This window comes from Sinorhizobium sp. 7-81, from assembly GCF_030124405.1.
Taxonomy (GTDB): domain Bacteria; phylum Pseudomonadota; class Alphaproteobacteria; order Rhizobiales; family Rhizobiaceae; genus Sinorhizobium; species Sinorhizobium psoraleae.
Genome location: NZ_JASKLT010000003.1, coordinates 405,568 through 421,190 on the forward strand (window position 1 = coordinate 405,568; position 15,623 = coordinate 421,190).

General features: G+C 60.7%; 15 protein-coding genes and 1 pseudogene. 14 read left to right on the forward strand and 2 right to left on the reverse strand.

Annotation, left to right across the window (positions count from 1 at the left end):
• Positions 1 to 104: 104 nt before the first annotated feature.
• Positions 105 to 659, forward strand: a complete 555-nt coding sequence (locus QN224_RS14545) for an alpha/beta hydrolase (protein WP_173513269.1) — start codon at positions 105 to 107, stop codon at positions 657 to 659.
• 85 nt (positions 660 to 744) lie between these two features.
• Positions 745 to 3,291, forward strand: a complete 2,547-nt coding sequence (locus QN224_RS14550; protein WP_283977281.1) for an EAL domain-containing protein — start codon at positions 745 to 747, stop codon at positions 3,289 to 3,291.
• 100 nt (positions 3,292 to 3,391) lie between these two features.
• On the opposite strand, the gene QN224_RS14555 is transcribed toward QN224_RS14550, so the two are convergent.
• Positions 3,392 to 3,706, reverse strand: a complete 315-nt coding sequence (locus tag QN224_RS14555; protein WP_173513267.1) for an ATPase inhibitor subunit zeta — start codon at positions 3,704 to 3,706, stop codon at positions 3,392 to 3,394.
• Between the two features lie 233 nt (positions 3,707 to 3,939).
• On the opposite strand from QN224_RS14555, the gene purC reads away from it, so the two are divergent.
• From purC to QN224_RS14575, 4 genes are all read left to right on the forward strand, one after another.
• Positions 3,940 to 4,704, forward strand: a complete 765-nt coding sequence (gene purC / locus QN224_RS14560; RefSeq protein WP_173513266.1) for a phosphoribosylaminoimidazolesuccinocarboxamide synthase — start codon at positions 3,940 to 3,942, stop codon at positions 4,702 to 4,704.
• An 18-nt stretch (positions 4,705 to 4,722) separates the two neighbouring features.
• Positions 4,723 to 4,965, forward strand: a complete 243-nt coding sequence (purS, locus tag QN224_RS14565; RefSeq protein ID WP_173513265.1) for a phosphoribosylformylglycinamidine synthase subunit PurS — start codon at positions 4,723 to 4,725, stop codon at positions 4,963 to 4,965.
• A gap of 153 nt (positions 4,966 to 5,118) precedes the next feature.
• Positions 5,119 to 5,790: a phosphoribosylformylglycinamidine synthase subunit PurQ gene (purQ, locus tag QN224_RS14570; RefSeq protein WP_283977282.1), complete on the forward strand. Its 672-nt coding sequence runs from the start codon at positions 5,119 to 5,121 to the stop codon at positions 5,788 to 5,790.
• A 55-nt stretch (positions 5,791 to 5,845) separates the two neighbouring features.
• Positions 5,846 to 6,253: a hypothetical protein gene (locus QN224_RS14575; protein ID WP_173513263.1), complete on the forward strand. Its 408-nt coding sequence runs from the start codon at positions 5,846 to 5,848 to the stop codon at positions 6,251 to 6,253.
• Positions 6,254 to 6,351: 98 nt separating this feature from the next.
• Here the strand turns inward: QN224_RS14575 and QN224_RS14580 are convergent, their stop codons facing one another.
• Positions 6,352 to 6,609: a DUF1127 domain-containing protein gene (locus QN224_RS14580; RefSeq protein WP_283977283.1), complete on the reverse strand. Its 258-nt coding sequence runs from the start codon at positions 6,607 to 6,609 to the stop codon at positions 6,352 to 6,354.
• An 81-nt stretch (positions 6,610 to 6,690) separates the two neighbouring features.
• Between QN224_RS14580 and QN224_RS14585 the strand changes: the two genes are divergently transcribed.
• The 8 genes and pseudogenes from QN224_RS14585 (at position 6,691) to QN224_RS14620 (ending at position 15,610) form a co-directional block, all read left to right on the forward strand.
• Entirely contained in the window at positions 6,691 to 8,109 is a 1,419-nt protein-coding gene (locus tag QN224_RS14585; protein ID WP_283977284.1) for a PLP-dependent aminotransferase family protein, read from the forward strand.
• A 93-nt stretch (positions 8,110 to 8,202) separates the two neighbouring features.
• Positions 8,203 to 8,796, forward strand: coding sequence for an acyloxyacyl hydrolase (locus tag QN224_RS14590; RefSeq protein ID WP_283977285.1), 594 nt, complete (start codon positions 8,203 to 8,205; stop codon positions 8,794 to 8,796).
• Between the two features lie 294 nt (positions 8,797 to 9,090).
• Positions 9,091 to 11,322 (forward strand): annotated as a pseudogene (gene purL, locus QN224_RS14595) (phosphoribosylformylglycinamidine synthase subunit PurL).
• Between the two features lie 228 nt (positions 11,323 to 11,550).
• On the forward strand, positions 11,551 to 11,784 hold the full coding sequence (locus QN224_RS14600) for a BolA family protein (RefSeq protein ID WP_057248940.1): 234 nt from the start codon (positions 11,551 to 11,553) through the stop codon (positions 11,782 to 11,784).
• A 6-nt stretch (positions 11,785 to 11,790) separates the two neighbouring features.
• Complete coding sequence (locus tag QN224_RS14605; protein WP_283977286.1) at positions 11,791 to 12,033, forward strand: hypothetical protein; 243 nt, start codon at positions 11,791 to 11,793, stop codon at positions 12,031 to 12,033.
• Between the two features lie 136 nt (positions 12,034 to 12,169).
• Positions 12,170 to 12,505 (forward strand): Grx4 family monothiol glutaredoxin, encoded by a 336-nt coding sequence (gene grxD, locus QN224_RS14610; RefSeq protein WP_173513257.1) that lies wholly within the window; start codon positions 12,170 to 12,172, stop codon positions 12,503 to 12,505.
• A gap of 468 nt (positions 12,506 to 12,973) precedes the next feature.
• Positions 12,974 to 14,212, forward strand: a complete 1,239-nt coding sequence (locus QN224_RS14615; protein WP_283977287.1) for a multidrug effflux MFS transporter — start codon at positions 12,974 to 12,976, stop codon at positions 14,210 to 14,212.
• A gap of 87 nt (positions 14,213 to 14,299) precedes the next feature.
• A complete protein-coding gene (locus QN224_RS14620; protein ID WP_283977288.1) occupies positions 14,300 to 15,610 on the forward strand; it encodes a multidrug effflux MFS transporter in 1,311 nt (436 codons plus the stop codon).
• The last annotated feature ends 13 nt before the right edge of the window (positions 15,611 to 15,623 follow it).

Below are 15,623 nucleotides of genomic sequence, written 5' to 3' on the forward strand. Positions count from 1 at the left end.
CTAGCCGCTGTCAACCGCGACCGGCATTTCGATTATACAGAAAATGAAGCCTCTGTCGCCTGCGCCTTGACTTCGGCGCTTTTCACCTCCAAATCGCGGCAATTATGAAGGTTTCAGAAGCTGACATCCTGATCGTCCCGGGCTACACCAACTCCGGCCCCACCCATTGGCAAAGCCGCTGGGAGCGAAAGCTTTCGACGGCGCGCCGCGTGGAGCAGGCGGAGTGGTCGAAGCCTGTGCGCGAGGACTGGGTGGCGCGGATGGTCGAGGCAGTCAATGCCACGAAGAAGCCGGTGGTCATCGTCGCGCATTCCCTGGGCATCGCCACTGCGATCCACGCCCTGCCGCATTGCGCGAAGAAGATCGCGGGCGCCTTCCTGGTCGCGCCGCCGGACGTCGCCAATCCCAAGATCCGCCCGAAGCATCTGATGACTTTCGGCCCCTACCCGCGCGACCCGCTGCCCTTCCCGTCGCTGATGGTGGCAAGCCGCAACGATCCCTTCGGATCCTATGAACACGCCGGAGACATCGCCAACGCCTGGGGCTCGTTCCTGGTCGATGCCGGCGAAGCCGGGCATATCAATGCCGAATCCGGCCACGGCCCGTGGCCCGAGGGCACGATGGTCTTTGCCCAGTTCCTTAGCCGGCTGCAGCCATAAGCGGCATGGAAACCGCCCGCAGCATTAATCCGAATTTCATTGCTGCGCATCATTATCGGCTGGCAACTCTCAGGATCCGGGATAAGTGACCGAGCCGCGGGAACCAATCGATACCGGCAGTGGGCCGACGACACACGACAGCTTGGCACCGGTCGCAATGGATCAATTGCCGGCGGGCGTCATTCTTGTTGATAGGGCCGATGTGATACGCGCCGCCAATGCAGCCGCGCTCCGGATGCTTGGGCGGACCGCCGAAGAACTTGCCGGCGCACCAGTTGCCGCGTTTGTTCATGGCGAAGATCTTCCAGCAGTCGTGCACGTCAAGGAGACACAGCAATCGAAAGATCCGGCGGTCGTCCGGTTTCTCGGCGCATCCGGCACGCTTTCCATGCTCGTCTCGCGGGCTTCTCTGCCTGCAGCGCGAGGAGCCGACGCCAGGACGTTGCTTGCGATGCTCCCGGTTGAAAGCCTGGTTTCGGAAATCGCCAGTCTGCGCAAGGACGAAACGCGTTGGAAATATGCCCTCGACAGCGCATTGGAAGGTGTCTGGGATCACGACTTCCAAACCGGCAATCTGTTCTATTCTTCGACCTGGCGACGTCTGCGTGGTTTGGCGGATGACGCGGAGGTCGATGGCACGCTGGAAAAATGGATTGAAAACGTCCATCCGGATGACCGCGCGCACGTTCTTGCCTGCATCGAGCGCCAGGATTCGGGCGAGGCCCGGTTCAACACATTCCAGTATCGCGAGCGCCACGCGGACGGGCGCTGGATCTGGATCGAAAGCCGGGGCGCGTCGGTCGCTTACGACTCCGACGGCAAGCCGTGCCGCATCATCGGCACCGATACCGATATTACGGCGCGCAAGGAGGCGGAGGCCCGCCTCGAGGAAGTTTCGCGTCGCCTGCAACTGGCGCTCGATATTTCGAGGATCGGCGTTTTCGAGCACAATCTGGATACCGGCGTTTCGCACTGGGACGAAGCCATGTTCAGCATGTATGGCCTTGAGCCCGCCGGTGAAGCGCCCTCGTCTGCCGGTTGGGAAAGCTTTCTGCACCCGGAGGACAAGGCCGCCGCGATCAAGCGCGTCAATGACGCGATTGCCGGCGGCACGCCCTTCACCAACGCATTCCGCATCATAAGGCCCGACGGCGCCGTTCGCCACATCCGCTCAAACGCCGCTTTCCACACCGACCTGAATGGCGCGAGGAGGCTCGTTGGCGCCAATTGGGACGTTACCGACGACATCGCCCTACAGGAGGAACTGAGGCGGGCAAAATCCTTCGCCGAGGCGCGCAATTGCGAACTGGAGGCTGCCCGCGTCAGCATCGAGTACAACGCGCTTCACGATCATCTGACGGATTTGCCGAACCGTCGCTATCTCGATCGGATACTGACCGAAGCGCGCGTCGTAAATGCCATTCTTCATATCGACCTGGATCGCTTCAAGCAGATCAACGATACACTCGGTCATCAGGCCGGCGACGCAATGCTCGTTCATGCGGCGACCTTGCTGAGGTCACATGCCGAGAAAGACGATTTCATCGCGCGTATCGGTGGCGACGAATTCGTCATCGTGTGTCGCAGCGGCCGGGATACAACGCAGCTCGCAGAGCTTGCCGGGCGCATCATCCAGGCCTTCCGCCGTCCCGTCCCCTACGCCGGTCAATTGTGCCGCCTTGGCGCAAGCATCGGCGTCTCACTGGACGAAGCCAGGCTGACCGACCCCAGGCAGCTCCTGATGGACGCCGACATCGCGCTTTATCGCGCCAAGAGCCTTGGCCGAGACCGGTTCGAGCTCTTTTCCGACGAGATGCAGAACCAGATCCTGACCGCAAAGCGGATCGGTGACGAGCTCCGCGAAGCGCTCGAAAAAAGGCAGTTCGTTCCCTACTACCAGCCCCAGTTCGACGCCCGCACTCTGGAGATCACGGGCGTCGAAACCCTGGTGCGCTGGGACCATCCGGAACGCGGGGTCTTGGCGCCCGTGCAATTCCTCAAGGTCGCGGAAGACATCAATCTTCTCGCCGCAATAGACCGGATGGTCGTCGAAATGGCCTATGCCGATTTCCGCGCCTGGCAGCGGCAGGGGCTCGCGGTTCCCAAGATTTCGGTCAACATTTCCTCACGCCGCTTGCGCGACCCTCAGCTCGTGTCCGACCTGCGGGAGATGGACATCCCCCGTGGCGTCATGTCGGTCGAATTGCTCGAATCGATCTTTCTCGACGAGTTCGAGGATGAAGTTGCAGAAACGATCACCGCTCTCAATGACCTCGGCATAGATATAGAGATCGATGATTTTGGTACCGGCCACGCTTCGATCATCGGGCTTCTGAAGCTCAACCCGGCGCGTCTGAAGATCGACCGTGCACTGGTGGGGCCGATCCCGGAAAGCAGCAAACAGCAAAAGCTGGTGCGCGCTATTATCGACATCGGCCATTCATTGAATATCAAAGTCGTCGCCGAAGGCGTCGAAACCTGGGCCCACGCCGCGCTTCTCGCCGATCTCGGCTGCGATTTCCTGCAGGGCTACGTACTGGCGAAGCCGATGAGCCGGCAGGATTTCGAGACGTTTGCCAGAGGCGGTTTTAACGTGCCGCGCGGCTTTTCAGATGCCCGCAGGATGCGGTGATGCAGTACTTTGAATTACTGCATGTACAGGCCTTAGCATAAAAAATGTCGCCCGATTTTTGCTGCCGGGCGGCGTCACGTCACTTTCGCGGATTGCGAGATCAGTCGTTCTGAAGCTGCTCGACCGCCTGGGCAAGAAACTCGAGCATCCGCAAGCGGATTTCGTCTTCCGACTGTGCGATACCGGCTGCATCGAAATCGGCCTTGAGCTTGCGTACCACGTCCTCGTGGCCACGTTCCTCGAGATCGGCAGTGACGATTTCCCTTGCATAGGCTTCCGGATCGGCCTTGTTCAAGAGGCCCGCGGCCCAAAGACCGAGCAGCTTGTTGCGGCGCGCTTCCGCCTTGAACTTGAGCTCTGCGTCCAGCGCAAACTTGGCTTCGAAGCCCTTCTCGCGATCCTGCATCGTTGTCATAAACTAATCTCCCTCAGAATTCCTTGCCGGAAACAGTTATCGCCATAAACCAAAACACCGCTGAAAGTGCAATGCGAAGTTTTCGTCTTTGGTGACTTTCATGATACCCTAATCTAAATCGGGGGATGGGAAGATACGCCGATTGTGAAATGCGTTCTTTTCAGATATGGACCCGCTGAGAAAATTCCAATTGCGCGACCCAAGAGCGCCACCAACCAACAGAGATAAAATCCATGAATCGTCGCCGCCGTATCTACGAGGGCAAGGCCAAGATCCTATACGAGGGTCCGGAACCGGGCACGCTGATCCAGTTTTTCAAGGATGACGCGACCGCTTTCAACAAGAAGAAGCATGATGTCATCGACGGCAAGGGTGTCCTGAACAACCGGATTTCCGAGTACATCTTCACCCATCTGAACAAGATCGGCATTCCGACGCATTTCATCCGCCGCCTGAACATGCGCGAGCAGTTGATCAAGGAAGTGGAAATCATCCCGCTTGAGATCGTCGTGCGCAACGTCGCCGCCGGTTCGCTCGCCAAGCGTCTCGGTATCGAGGAAGGCACCGTGCTGCCGCGTTCGATCATCGAGTTCTACTACAAGGCCGATGCGCTCGACGACCCGATGGTGTCCGAAGAGCACATCACCGCCTTCGGCTGGGCAAGCCCGCAGGAACTCGACGACGTCATGGCGCTTGCCATCCGCATCAACGATTTCCTTTCCGGCCTCTTCCTGGGCGTTGGCATCCAGCTCGTCGATTTCAAGATCGAATGCGGACGCCTGTTTGAAGGCGACATGATGCGGATCGTCCTTGCCGACGAGATCTCTCCCGATAGCTGCCGTCTCTGGGATATCGAAACCAAGGAAAAGATGGACAAGGACCGGTTCCGCCGCGACATGGGCGGTCTCGTCGAAGCCTATCAGGAAGTGGCGCGCCGCCTCGGCATCATCAACGAGAACGAGCCGCCGCGCGGTTCCGGCCCGGTGTTGGTCAAGTAATTTCGGGGAATAAGCAAAGTGATCAAAGCACGTGTAACCGTGACGCTCAAGAACGGCGTTCTCGACCCTCAGGGCAAGGCAATCGAGGGTGCGCTCGGTGCGCTCGGGTTTGACGGCATCGGCCAGGTTCGTCAGGGCAAGGTCTTCGATCTGCAGATCGAAACCGCGGACAAGGCCAAAGCGGAATCCGACCTCAAGGCCATGTGCGAGAAGCTGCTGGCTAACACCGTGATTGAAAACTACACCATCTCCCTCGCCTGACGGTGGGGGAATGGCTTCGCTGGTGATCGGCTGGTCGCCTCCTCAAGTCCTTTTAAGCGGCTCCAGCCGGATTGACAGCCAGCGTTTCCACTGCGCATTGAAACCGCCTCGGAGTGCTTAGGCGCCGAGGCCAAGGCAAGGTATGTACGTCCAATGAAGTCTGCCGTCGTCCAACTCCCCGGTCTCAACCGCGATCGCGACATGATCGCGGCGCTCACCAAGATCTCCGGCCACAAGCCGGTGACCGTTTGGCAGACGGAAACGGAAATTCCGGACGTCGACCTGATCGTCATACCGGGCGGTTTTTCGTATGGCGACTACCTGCGCTGTGGTGCGATTGCCGCGCGGATGCCGGTGATGCAGGCGATCAAGGCGAAGGCCGATCAGGGGGTGAAGGTTCTTGGCGTTTGCAACGGCTTCCAGATCCTGGTTGAAGCGGGCCTCCTGCCTGGCGCCCTTATGCGCAATGCTTCGCTGAAATTCGTCTGCCGCGAGGTCAAGCTCGAAGTTGCCAATGCCGACACGGATTTCACGCGCGCCTATTCGAAGGGACAGGTCATCCGCAGCCCCGTTGCCCATCATGACGGAAACTATTTCGCCGACTCCGAAACGCTCAAAGCGATCGAGGGCAATGGTCAGGTGGTGTTCCGTTACGCTGAAGGCACCAACCCGAACGGATCGATAAACGACATTGCCGGCGTCATGAATGCGAAGGGCAACGTGCTTGGGATGATGCCGCATCCGGAAAACCTGATTGAAGCGGCACACGGCGGTTCGGACGGCCGCGGCATTTTCACCTCCGCCCTTGACGTAATCGCTGCTTAACCTTCACCCTGATAAAAGACGGCCTCCCGCCACCGACCGACGATCGAGACCGCCGATGCATCCAATCTCCTTCGCACGCTTCTCCGCGCTTGCCTGCGCCGTCGCCAGCCTTGCGCTCGTTGCAGGCTGCCAGTCGAGGACGCCAGCTGCGCCAGCTGCCAGCACCGCGGCTCTCCCGACGATGGAGCGCGTGGCGCTCGGTGCCAATAGCTGCTGGTTCAAGTCGGGCGATGCCGCCTTCAAGGCCTATCGCCTCGCACCGGAGCTGAATTCCTTCTCCGGCCGCCCGCGCATCCTGATCGTACCGCGCAAGTCGCCGGAGGCGCGTCCGCTTGCCGTCGTTCAGGCCGAAGGCCATCCCGCCCGCCTGCAAGCCTTCGGTCCGCTTCTCAGCGAGCCGGTGGGCGCGCGCATGACGACGGATGTCCGGCGCTGGGCCGCCGGCGGGCAAGGCTGCAGCTAACAGAGCGCGGTGCGGACCGCCTTGCCACCGCATGCAGCAGTTCAAAGCGTTACCGTGAGCTTAGTTGTCTGAAGACGCGCGGCGCTGCAGGAGGTGCTTTACCGCCAGAAAGGCATGGCTCCTTCCCTGCGCGCTTCCTCTTCGCTAACGCCGATATCCTTTAATTGATATGCGCTCAATTCTTCCAGCGCGACCCGGCTTCGCCGTTTCGCTGCCAGGGAGCAATAGAGATACCATAGCTTGGCAAATACCCCCTCTCCCGCCGGCGCCGCGATGCTGAAGGTCCTCTCATCGCCGCTGCTGATAACATCCACGCCTCGATCGTGTAGAGATTCAATTGTATCAATTGCACTCATTGTAGATGCCTTTGTCTGGATTGATCTCATTGTCTTGAGATAATTGACACGGCGCTTGAGGCAATATAGATAATTGTCACTATGACAACTTGGCTGCCCGATATTCAGCAGGGCCAAGGCCCCCTTTATGCCCGGATCGCCGATCAGATCGAACAGGCGATCGGCAACGGCGCCCTGCCGGTGGGAACGAAGCTGCCGCCGCAGCGCAATCTTGCCTTCGACATAGGCGTGACGATCGGCACGATCGGCCGGGCATACAGCATTGTCCGCGAACGAGGCCTCGTCAGCGGCGAGGTAGGCCGCGGCACCTATGTCCTCGATCGCCCGGAGAGCCGTCCGCCCGAACAGGCCGATCCTTTGACGACGTCATTGGCCGGGACGCGGCCGATCAATGCGCCGGCGGGCAAGTTGCGTTTCGACAGCACCGCTGCGCCGGACGTAGGCCAGGGTGACATTCTGGCCAAATTGCTGGGCGACATCAGCCGCGAGCACCATGGAGACATTGCGAGTTATGCCCGCAATTTCCCGGACGACTGGTTCGAGGCTGGCTGTCAATGGCTCGCACGCGGCAACTTCCGTCCCGTGCCCGAAAGCATTGTGCCGACGCTCGGCGCTCATGCCGCAGTTATCGCCGTGATCTCGGCCGTCACCTCCCCCGGTGATCGGATCGCTTTCGAGACTTTGACCTATTCACAGGTCAGCCGCAGTGCGGGCCTGATCGGCCGGCGGACAGCGCTGATGGAAGGCGACGAATTCGGATTGATTCCGGACGATTTCGAGCGCGTCTGCGCCCAGCAACATCCGAAACTCGCCTTTCTCATGCCGAGCGCCCAGAACCCGACGGTCGTCGCCATGCCGTTGGACAGGCGCCTTGCAGTCGCGGAGATCGCGCGAAAATACGGCGTCTGGCTGGTCGAGGATGAGGTCTATGGTTCGATGACGGGCGATCGGTTGCCCTTGATGGCGGAGCTGGCGCCGGAGCGGACCTTCCTCGTCGGAGGCCTGTCGAAGTCCGTGGCTGCCGGCGTGCGGGGCGGCTGGGTCGCCTGCCCACCGCATTTCAGCCAGCGGATCCGCATCGCGCACAAGATGGTAAGCGGCGGTCTTCCCTTCATTCTCGCCGAGCTTTGCGCTCGGCTGGTCCTGTCGGGCTCCGCATCCGCCTTGCGCAACCGCGCCGTCGAGGAAATTACCGCGCGCGAAGCGATGGCACGCGAAGTCTTCTCCGGTTTCGAGTTCAATTCCCACCCGAGGGTGCCCTTCCTCTGGCTGAAGCTGCCTGACCCCTGGCTCTCGGGAACCTTCAAACAGGCGGCCCTGCAGGAAGGAGTCCTCATCGACGACGAGGATGAGTTCAAGGCGGGGCGCGCCGACCGTGTCTTCCACCGCATCCGCGTCGGCTTCTCCTCGCCGCCTGAGCGGTACGACGTGCAGAGAGGCTTTCAAATCCTCAGGCGACTGCTCGACAGCGGCCGCACCGGTTACGACAGTTTCGATTAAATCACCTTTTGAAGATGACTTTCGCGCAAGCCACGGCAATCTACTGTCGTTCCGTGTGCTGCGTAAGATTGATTCGGCTTGAAGGATTTCTGCATGACGCATCCACGCTCGTTCGCCTGTCGGGGCAGGTTCTACCAGTTCGCCGTCGCCTTGATCTTTTCGACCGGGCTCGCGGCTGGGGCATCGCAAACGAAGGCGGCGGAAGGCATTTTCGATGAGATGCGTTTCGGTGCGACGGCGTCGATTGGCAACGGAGACAATCACGAAAGCGGCGTCTTTCCGTCCTTCACGATCTTCTTTGATCCTTTCGCAACCGACAGCGCCACCGGTATTGTTGAGAAGATCCTGAGGCCGCGCGTACATGCCGGCGCGTCGATCGCAACCTCGTCGAGCGGCGTGAACGAGGTCTACGGAGGCCTTAGTTGGAATGCCGATCTCACCGAACGGTTCTTCGTCGAACTCGGCCTCGGCGCCACTGTTCATGACGGTGATTTGAACGATGACGGCACGAGCGGACCGAAGCTCGGCTGCCGTCTGCTGTTTCGCGAATATGCGGCCGCCGGCTACCGCTTCGACGACCACTGGAATCTCTCGGCCACTGTTGAACATGCCTCGAATGCCGATCTTTGCAACGGCCCCAATGATGGCCTGACACGTGCGGGCCTGATGCTCGGCTACAAGTTTTGACGGCACGAATTTCTCGCCGCCGGCTCCGGATGCCCGTTCCGGCGCACTGTTGATCGAGCTTATTTTTCTGTCGCGCCGCGCCGCAGCATAGGCTAAAGAAGCCGCAAAGCGCCCCTGCAGCGCGCCGCGCGTCTTATCACACGTGCAAAGGTCGCTGTAGCACTTTGAGTTGCTGCATGTTTTGTCCTTGAACCGCTGCGATTTGAGGACGCATGCAGTTGTGTCTGTTGCGGTTCACACGCGCCGTGTCCCTTTGGAAGGGTTGCGCGCCGCCCGAAGGATTGACGGTCGACGATGACGATTTCCAACACCCGCCCCATCACCCCGGACCTTATCGCGTCGCACGGGCTGAAGCCCGACGAATACGATCGCATCCTGAGCCTGATCGGGCGCGAGCCGACCTTCACCGAACTCGGCATTTTCTCGGCGATGTGGAACGAGCATTGCTCCTACAAGTCTTCGAAGAAATGGCTGCGGACGCTTCCGACCAAGGGACCGCGCGTCATCCAGGGGCCGGGCGAAAACGCCGGCGTTGTCGACATCGATGACGGCGACTGCGTCGTCTTCAAGATGGAGAGCCACAACCACCCTTCCTATATCGAACCCTATCAGGGAGCAGCGACCGGTGTCGGCGGCATCCTGCGTGACGTCTTCACCATGGGTGCACGCCCGATCGCCGCAATGAACGCGCTGCGTTTCGGCTCGCCGGACCACCCGAAGACCCGCCATCTGGTCTCCGGCGTCGTCGCAGGCGTTGGTGGCTACGGCAACTCCTTCGGCGTTCCGACGGTCGGCGGCGAGGTCGAGTTCGACGCGCGCTACAATGGCAACATTCTTGTCAACGCCTTTGCAGCCGGCCTCGCGAAGAGCGACGCGATCTTCTATTCGAAGGCGGAAGGCGTCGGCCTGCCGGTCGTCTATCTCGGTGCCAAGACCGGCCGCGATGGCGTCGGTGGCGCGACCATGGCCTCGGCCGAATTCGACGAGTCGATCGAGGAGAAGCGCCCGACCGTGCAGGTCGGCGATCCCTTCACCGAAAAATGCCTGCTCGAAGCCTGCCTTGAACTGATGCAGACGGGCGCCGTGATCGCGATCCAGGACATGGGCGCGGCGGGCCTTACCTGTTCGGCGGTCGAGATGGGCGCCAAGGGTGATCTCGGCATCGAACTCGATCTCGACAAGGTGCCGGTGCGCGAAGAGCGCATGACCGCATACGACATGATGCTTTCCTAAAGCCAGGAGCTCATGCTGCCCGGGCTGCGCCCGGACAAGGAAGAGGAAGCCAAGGCGATCTTCGTCAAGTGGGGCCTGGATTTCGCGATCGTCGGCAAGACCACCGACGACCTGCGCTTCCGCATCCTGCATCAGGGCGATGAAGTGGCAAACCTTCCGATCAAGGAACTCGGCGACCAGGCGCCCGAATACGACCGTCCCTGGATGCCGGCAACGGCCCCCTCGCCGCTCGCCACCAACGACATCCCGCAGGCGGACGTCGCCGAAGCGCTTCTCAAGCTTGTCGGTTCCGCCAACAACTCGTCGCGTCGCTGGGTGTACGAGCAATATGACACGCTGATCCAGGGCAACTCGCTGCAACTGCCAGGCGGCGACGCCGGCGTCGTCCGCGTCGAAGGTCATGAGACGAAGGCGCTGGCCTTCTCCTCGGACGTCACGCCGCGCTATGTCGAGGCGGATCCGTTCGAAGGCGGGAAGCAGGCTGTTGCGGAGTGCTGGCGCAATCTGACGGCAACCGGTGCGCTGCCGCTGGCCGCGACCGACAACCTGAACTTCGGCAATCCAGAGCGTCCGGAGATCATGAGCCAGTTCGTCCATGCGATCAAAGGCATAGGCGAAGCCTGCCGCGTGCTCGAGTTCCCGATCGTTTCGGGCAACGTTTCGCTCTACAACGAGACCAACGGCCAGGCGATCCTGCCGACCCCGACCATCGGCGGCGTCGGCCTTATCAAGGACTGGTCGAAGATGGCGCGCATCCGCTTTGCCGCCGCGGATGAGACGATCCTGCTTGCCGGAGCGCCGGAAAGCTGGGGCAGCCACATCGCGCAGTCGGTTTACATGCGCGACATCCATGGCCGCACCGATGGTCCGGCACCGCATGTCGATCTCGCGCATGAGCGAAAGGTCGGCGATTTCGTTCGGGGTCTGATCGAGGCCGGCCTTGTGACGGCGGTGCATGATTGCTCCTCCGGCGGCCTCGCCCTCGCGGTGGCGGAAATGGCGATGGCGTCCGCAATCGGGGCGACGGTCGATGCTCCGGCGGGGCATGACCCCATTCCGGTTTTCTACGGCGAAGACCAGGGTCGTTATGTGGTGACCGTTGCTGCCGGCAATTTCGACGCGGTGCAGGAGCAAGCGAAGGCTGCAGGCGTTTCGCTCGCGGTCATCGGCAAGACCGGTGGCGATGCCGTCAAGCTCGGTGACGCAGGAGCGGTCGCGATCAAGGACCTGTGCTCGGCACACGAATCCTGGTTCCCCGATTACATGGGCGGCGATCTTGCGCCGGACAATTGATGCATGTCGCGTAAAAGTGTCCGGCGGTTTTGCGATAACGATATGCATTGAAGACAATGACCTAAGCCTGTGCGTGAATTCTTTTTCACGCGACGGGATTTAGGCGCGAAGACTTCCTGAACGGGCCGATTCAGCATTTGCCTTCCGTACCTGAATCGTGGTTCCCTGAAAACATGAAAGGCGCCGGCGGTGCTGCCGGCGCAGAAAATAAAAGGGAGTTGGCGTATCATGCCCATGACACCAGGCGATATCGAAGACATGATCAAGGCCGGGATTCCCGGTGCAAAGGTCACGATCCGCGATTTGGCCGGTGACGGCGACCATTATGCCGCCGAAGTCGTGGCCGAAGCGTTTCGCGGCAAGACCCGTGTGCAACAGCACCAGATGGTCTACAACGCATTGAAGGGCAATATGGGTGGCGTGCTCCACGCACTCGCCCTCCAGACCAGCGCGCCGGAGTGAGTTGGAATGGCGGACCTGATCAAGGAGCTTGTCAGCGGTGTCGTTGACAGCGCGCTGAAGGAGATCCTGAAGAAGACCGGCGCAAGGCGTAGCGCGACGAAGCGGACGAAGCGCCGGACCAGGAAAGCCGCATCGGGCGGCCTGCTCGCGGAGATCATCGAAGCCGCCGTGCGCAAACCGGCGAAGAAACAGGTGAGCCGTCGCCGCACGGCGGCTGCCAGGAACAAGCTGCGCCGCCGGTCCGCCTAGCCGAGTGGTATCGAAGCCACATTTTGAGGGGCCATCAATATTTGTTGTGATTGGGTGATGAAAATCACCCGCACGCATGCTATCTAAGCCCCAATCGACATCCGGTCCTTGAAGCCGGCGCAGGAAGGAAGACAAAATGAGCGGAATTCACGATTTCATCGACAACGAAGTCAAGACGAACGACGTTGTTCTCTTCATGAAGGGCACGCCGCAGTTTCCGCAGTGTGGCTTCTCTGGCCAGGTTGTCCAGATCCTCGATTACATCGGTGTCGACTACAAGGGCATCAATGTGCTTGCCGATGCGGATCTTCGCCAGGGCATCAAGGACTATTCCAACTGGCCGACCATTCCGCAGCTTTACGTGAAGGGCGAATTCGTCGGCGGCTGTGACATCGTACGGGAGATGTTTCAGGCCGGAGAATTGCAGTCGCATCTTCAGGGACAGGGTGTTTCCGTGAAGGGTGCCGCCTGACCCGAGCGGCGTCTTCTGAAATATCGGGAAAGGCGGGCGACCGCCTTTTTTGATTCTGACGCTCCATTTCGATTGTCTAATTTCTAATGTGCTTCTTGAGCGGGCGGGCAAATTTCCGGTCGTCGGAAGCGTTCTGGATAGCCAGACATCAGCTGCCCTGCGACGTGCATGGTTCCACCAAAGGGCCACAGAGCGGGTGCCGCTCGCCCGGACCTCCGCTCGCCGCTCGTTCTGACGCGGGAGCGCGTCCTACCACCACCACCGACACGCCGGCCGGTGCCACGCTGGCCGTCGAACGTCAGCCAGTTCCGGAGGCATGATCCGGAAAGCACCGATCGCATCGCTCAGGTCAATCTCGGCTCTTGTCCGAATAGTGCGAAAATTCAAGGCGTTGTGCTCTCGCATTCGGAGGGCAAATACAGTTTCAAATTCCGATGCCCGCCCGCGGCCATCAGCAGGACATGTGACATGACCAGGCCCATTGATCAGACCGCCACCCTCTCGGGACTGACGAAGTTCCAGTTCATTGCGCTGATGGCGATGCTGATGTCGATCAACGCGATCTCGATCGACATCATGCTGCCGGGATTGCAGGAAATCGGCGCGAGCCTTGGGGTCGCCGATGAAAACCATCGGCAGTATGTCATCACCGCCTACCTCATCGGCATGGGCTTTGCGCAATTGTTCTTCGGCCCGCTATCCGACCGCTTGGGCCGGAAAGGGCCGCTATTGGGCGGGCTCGCACTCTACGGCCTCTGCGCGCTTGCGATCGTGTTCGTGCCCACATTCACGGCGCTCCTGTTCCTTCGTTTTGTGCAGGGCGTCGGCGCGGCCGCAACTCGCGTCATCACTGTCTCCATCGTGCGTGACGTCTATGGCGGCCGTCAGATGGCGGAGATCATGTCTCTGGTCATGATGATGTTCATGATCGTTCCCGTGATCGCGCCGAGCATTGGTCAGTTGATCATGCTCTTCTCCGAATGGCACATGATCTTCGTCGTTATCGCGCTGTTCGCAGCGACGATCTCCGTCCCCGTAGCCCTCAGCCTTCGCGAAACGCTGGCGCCGTCTAACCGGCGCGCCTTCACGGCTTCAGTGATACTGGAAGGCTTCCGCATCGTGCTGACGAACCGGCTGGCACTTTTCTACACGCTGGCGACGTCCGCTCTCCTTGGCGGACTTTTCGGCTTCGTCAACTCGGCGCAACAGATCCTCGTCGGCATCTACGGTCTCGGGATCTGGTTTCCAGCGGTTTTCGCAGCCTTCGCAGGCATGATGGCGATCGCCTCCTTCACCAATTCGCGTCTCGTTCAGCGATTCGGCATGCGCGCTCTCTCGCACGCAGCACTTCTGGGCTTCACGCTGGCAAGCTTCATCTGGCTGTCGGTGTCGCTGATGGGGCCGCTGCCGCTACCGCTCTTCATTATCCTGCACGCAGCGACGATGTTCCAGTTCGGGCTGATCGCGGCGAACTTCAACGCCATGGCGATGGAGCCGCTCGGCCATGTGGCCGGAACCGCGTCCTCCGTCCTGGGCTTCACGCAGACGATCGGCGGCGGGATCATCGGTGCATTTATCGGCCAAGCCTTCGACGGCACCGTGACGCCGCTTGCCGCAGGGTTTTTCACAGTAGCCATTTTCGCCGTCGCATTCGTGCTGATCGCCGAGGGCGGCCTGCTTTTCAGACCGCACAACCCGGCCGGTTAGCCCGAAACGCGGCGTGGAGGCGTCAGCCGCTTCCTCCACCCGCCGGTCCGATTTCTCCTCTCAAGCTCTTCTTACGGATATTCAACAATGTCCTCCGTTTCAGAAAAATCATCCATTCCCCAACAAGCCGCGCATGTCGACAGTGCCTCGGGCGCCGGACGCATCCATATGGGCTTCGCCGAGTTCATCGTGACGATCGCGCTCATGACCGCCAGCGTCGCGCTTGCGATTGACAGCATGCTGCCCGCCCTTCAGAGCATCGGTCAGTCGTTCGACGTCGCAAATGCGAACGACGCACAGCTTGTCATTGGCATCTTCCTGCTCGGATTCGGCCTGTCGCAGATTTTCTTCGGCAGCCTTTCCGACACCTTCGGCCGGCGCATCGTGTTGCTCGGCGGCCTGGCCTTCTTCACGCTCACCTCGTTCGCCGCCTCGCAGGCCACGAGCTTCGAAGCGCTGCTCGTGATGCGCTTCGTGCAGGGTGTCGGTGCAGCCGCCATCCGCATCACGACGATGGCGATCGTTCGCGACTGTTTCGGCGGCCGTGAAATGGCGCGAGTGATGTCCTATGTAATGATCGTCTTCATGATCATTCCGATCGTCGCTCCTTCCCTTGGGCAACTGGTGATCGTCTCTGCGAGCTGGCACTGGATCTTCATCCTGATCGGCGGCATTGGCGCCGTCCTGTTCATCTGGGCACTGACCCGGATGAAGGAGTCCCTGCCGCAGGAGGAGCGCCTGCCGCTTTCGGTCGGCGCCGTCCTCTCCGGCTTCCGCACGGTACTGACGAACCGCATAACCTGCGGCTACATGATCGGGCTTACGCTCTTCTCCGCGGTGATCTGTGCCTATATCGTCAGCGTTCAGCAGGTCTTTGGAGAGGTCTACGGTCTTGGCGATTGGCTGCCGATCGCGTTTGCGGCGACGGCGGGCGGGATTGCAGTTGCCAATTTCGCCAACGGCTTCTTCGTCCGCAGCTTCGGCATGCGCCGCATCTCGCATGCTGCCATGGTTCTCTTCACGCTGCTTGCAACAATCGGCTATGGGATGTCGCTCGTTGGCACGCCGGCCTTCGCGATCAGCTACCTGATTTTCTCGATCCTGCTGATGTTCTTTGCCGTCATCGCCACGAACTTCACCGCCATCAGCCTTGAGCCGATGGGGCACCTTGCAGGGACGGCAACCGCGATCACCGGCTTCGTCTCGACGACGGGCGGGACACTACTCGGTGCCGCCGTCGGCCAACTCTTCAACGGCACGCTGCAGCCCTTGTTCGGTGGCTTTGCGCTGTTCGGCCTGTTCACCATTCTCGCCACGCTTTGGGCGGAGAACGGCAAGCTCTTCACGCATCCCGGCGACAAGGACATGGCGCATGATCACGGCGGCGGCCACATGTAAGAAAGGCCCGCCC